This is a genomic window from Micromonospora aridisoli, from assembly GCF_056150025.1.
In genome coordinates this window covers 1-3074 of record NZ_JAXCFK010000033.1, presented here as the reverse complement: position 1 = coordinate 3074, position 3074 = coordinate 1, and the positions used below count along the sequence as shown (strand labels likewise).

3 protein-coding genes are annotated in these 3074 nt (G+C 62.9%); 1 reads left to right on the top strand and 2 read right to left on the bottom strand.

Annotated elements, in window-relative coordinates; translation table 11 throughout:
- Nucleotides 1-417: 417 nt before the first annotated feature.
- Both SM447_RS29165 and SM447_RS29160 read right to left on the bottom strand, forming a co-directional pair.
- Nucleotides 418-804: a hypothetical protein gene (locus tag SM447_RS29165; protein ID WP_229588714.1), complete on the bottom strand. Its 387-nt coding sequence runs from the start codon at nt 802-804 to the stop codon at nt 418-420.
- A gap of 10 nt (nt 805-814) precedes the next feature.
- The gene (locus tag SM447_RS29160; protein ID WP_474576084.1) at nt 815-1453 is read right to left on the bottom strand and encodes a hypothetical protein; all 639 of its coding nucleotides are present in this window, start codon (nt 1451-1453) and stop codon (nt 815-817) included.
- A 656-nt stretch (nt 1454-2109) separates the two neighbouring features.
- Between SM447_RS29160 and SM447_RS29155 the strand changes: the two genes are divergently transcribed.
- Nucleotides 2110-2991, top strand: a complete 882-nt coding sequence (locus SM447_RS29155) for a replication initiation protein (RefSeq protein WP_229588716.1) — start codon at nt 2110-2112, stop codon at nt 2989-2991.
- Nucleotides 2992-3074 lie beyond the last annotated feature (83 nt).

Genomic DNA, 3074 nt, shown 5'->3' with positions numbered 1-3074 from the left:
CCCGGTGCCCCGGCCGGAGGCCGATCTCGGTTCTATGGCACATAGAACATAGCTTTGCTCCACTGACTCCACTGGGGGCTCTGCCACCGCATGCGTTGTCCAGCACGTCGAGGACAGACTTCTCAGCACATCGTGGAAAAGGAGCTGGCAACAACAGATCGACCGTGACGGGAGCACTCCAACCCGCGATCTGCTGTCACTTTTGTGAACGAAGTGGCAGACGACAGATACTCAATACAGGAGTTGGCTTGCTCACACCAGCAGCTCCTAGAGGGAGACCAGGTAGACCAGACCAAATCCCCCGAGCATGGAAAAAGCCGGGCCATGATGGCCCGGCTTTTTTCCATGCTTGGCACCCTGCCACGGCTCTGCACCGGCCTATCTGTCGCTACAGAGCAAACCTGTGAGGTACATGATTCAGGTCGAAAGAATCCATTCACCTAGACGCACATGGCGACAGCGATAGTCCTGTCCCTGTGCTCGGGCCTCCTGTGCGAAGGCTTCAGCGACAGATACGTCATCGAACACAGCGATCCCGATCTCATCGTCCGGGGCACCAGTAATCACGAGTCCAACGTCCGCTCCACGGAGTGCCGACTGTGGGCTGTTGCCTACCCGTCGCCAAGGCACTGTTTCCCAACGCACCTCAGGGCATCCCCTCGCCTCACCGATTTGTTCGAGCTCACGCACCTCATCAGGCGTCGAGACGGCAGCAACAAGAGGTTCACTGCCGTCAGCATGCCGGCAATAAACCAGAAAGCACTCTGGTTTCTGACGAGCTGTTCCAGGGCGGATCTTGGTCATGAGAGTCAGCCTAGGCCTTGCAGTTCTCCGTCTTCGGGGCGGTGTAGACACGCGTGTAGTAGGTCTTGCCGCGCCATGTGATGGCGCCTTGAGTGGTGCCCCGCCACGTGGTGGATTTCGTACCGGCGCAGTAGTACTCGATGTTCCTTTGGGTGTACCTCGCCTCATTCGAGTTGCCGCCTGACCGCGCTATCTTCAGCCGCCACCACACCAACTGCTTGTACCGGAGCTCGCTGTTGTGGCGGATGCTTGTCACCGGCACATCGCACACCGTGTAGGGCTTGAAGCCGATCGCTTGCCGACCCGAAGAGGTTCGGCGGTAGACCCTCGTCGGGTACAGCTCGCATGGAGCGAAATCAACTCTGGCTGCCGCTCCCATCGAGGCTGCACCTCCCATCGACGCCGGCGGGATACCCGAGTCCAGGCGCTCGAAAATTTGTTGGGCTTCCTCCGGAGAGTCCGCTTCGACATATGAAAGTGGCTCATCGATCCCAACGGCGGCTTCGTTCTCCACGAGGGAATCCGTTGCAGCCCCTGAAACTCCAAGGGGGCTAGACGACGTAGGCGCTTCAGCATGAGCAGGCCCCGTTCCGAGAGCAACCACAAGCAGCACACTCAGCAACCCCGTCATGGTCTTCAACCCGCTCATGTCAGCGCCTTCCGTCCCATAAGTCAGCCGCGCCTGCGGCAACAAGGCAAAGCGTGCACGATCGCAAATTTTTTGTATAGGCATCACCTGCTTTTGGCCTCTCGAAGCCGTCACACCTTTTGCATTCTTCGGCCGGCCACTGGGGGAAGACGCTCGTCACGTCCTCTCCTGCGGTTGTCGGTGCGCACAGCCAGGACACCCCAGCGCGCGCCCGAAACCGGCCTGCCAACAGCGACCACGCCACCCCACCAGGCACCCGCTCGACCACATGGCCGAGCACGAAGAACGGCTCCGGTGGTATCACCCGGAACGGTTCAGAGCCTCACCCGTGGAGGGTGAACCGGGGGCGGCAGGAGTCCTCGACAGTGACCCTGGCTGCTGGGGCCGGCGGATGAACATGGGGGCTAAGTCGGTGCCTGGTTGCGATGCTTGGGACACCTCACGAGGAGGGTGCAGCTGAGCCTGTGCGCACCTGCGTTGGGTCACCTGGGCCTCGGTCATCGAATGATGCATGAGGTGTGACAGTTCCAGCGGGGTTCGGGAGGGCCCGGAAGCGGACTGCGCTACGCGCAGGCTGGAAAGAATTTTTGGGGGAAGTATCTGATTAAGGGTGCGTCCTACCCGAGAAGGTGGGAAATCTGTGGTTGGGTCACCTCATGAGCTTCCAGAACGTGTTCGCCGACCATTGGCTACCGCAGGCGCCATTGGCCGCTGAGCGCAAGGACGGCGCCTACCGGCGACTGTCCCGGGAGCACGCCCTGCAGCTGCCCTACATCGAGACCAACCCGCTGTGCCTGCAGTCGATCGTGGTCACCGACCACGACGGCTCTGAGGCCGACCAGGTGGCCGATCTAGTCGGGCTTCCCCAGCCCTCCTGGGTGACGCTGAACCCGCACACCCGCTCCGGGCACATCGCCTACGCCCTGGCCGCTCCGGTGTGCCTCACCGACTCCGCCCGCCGGAAGCCGATCAACCTCCTGGCCCGCATCGAGCAAGGCCTCGTCGACGTCCTGGGCGGGGACGTTGGATACGCGGGCCGGGTGACTAAGAACCCCGTCCACCGCCAGCACATGCCGCTGTGGGGCGAGGAAACCGCCCTGTACGGCCTCCAGGAGCTCGCACAGGCCCTCGGAGACGTCGGAGCCCTCCCAGGGCCTTCCAGGACCGGAAAAGCCCTCACAGCGTCGTCTGTGGGCCGCAACGTCGCCCTGTTCCACCTCACCCGGCAATGGGCCTACCGCGCCCGGTTGCGCTACGACGATGCCAGCGAGTGGGAGCAGACCGTTCACGCCTTCGCCGTGAACAAGAACCTCACCGCCATCGCCGAGGAGTTCACCCGCGGTCCGCTGGGCGAGGTGGAAGTGCTGCACCTGGCCCGTTCCATCGCCCGCTGGACCTGGCGCAACATCACCCCAGAACTCACCACCCAGAGACGCAAAGCCTGGACCGCCCCCGAGCACCAACAACGCCGCGCCCAACGCGCCGCTGACAAACGCCGCATCGACCGCACCCACGCATCCAAGGAGCTCTTCCGATGACTGCCGAGACACCCGCACGGCGCACTGTCACCGCCAAGGAGGGAGCAGAAGCCCTGGGCTGCTCCACCCGCACCATTCGTCGC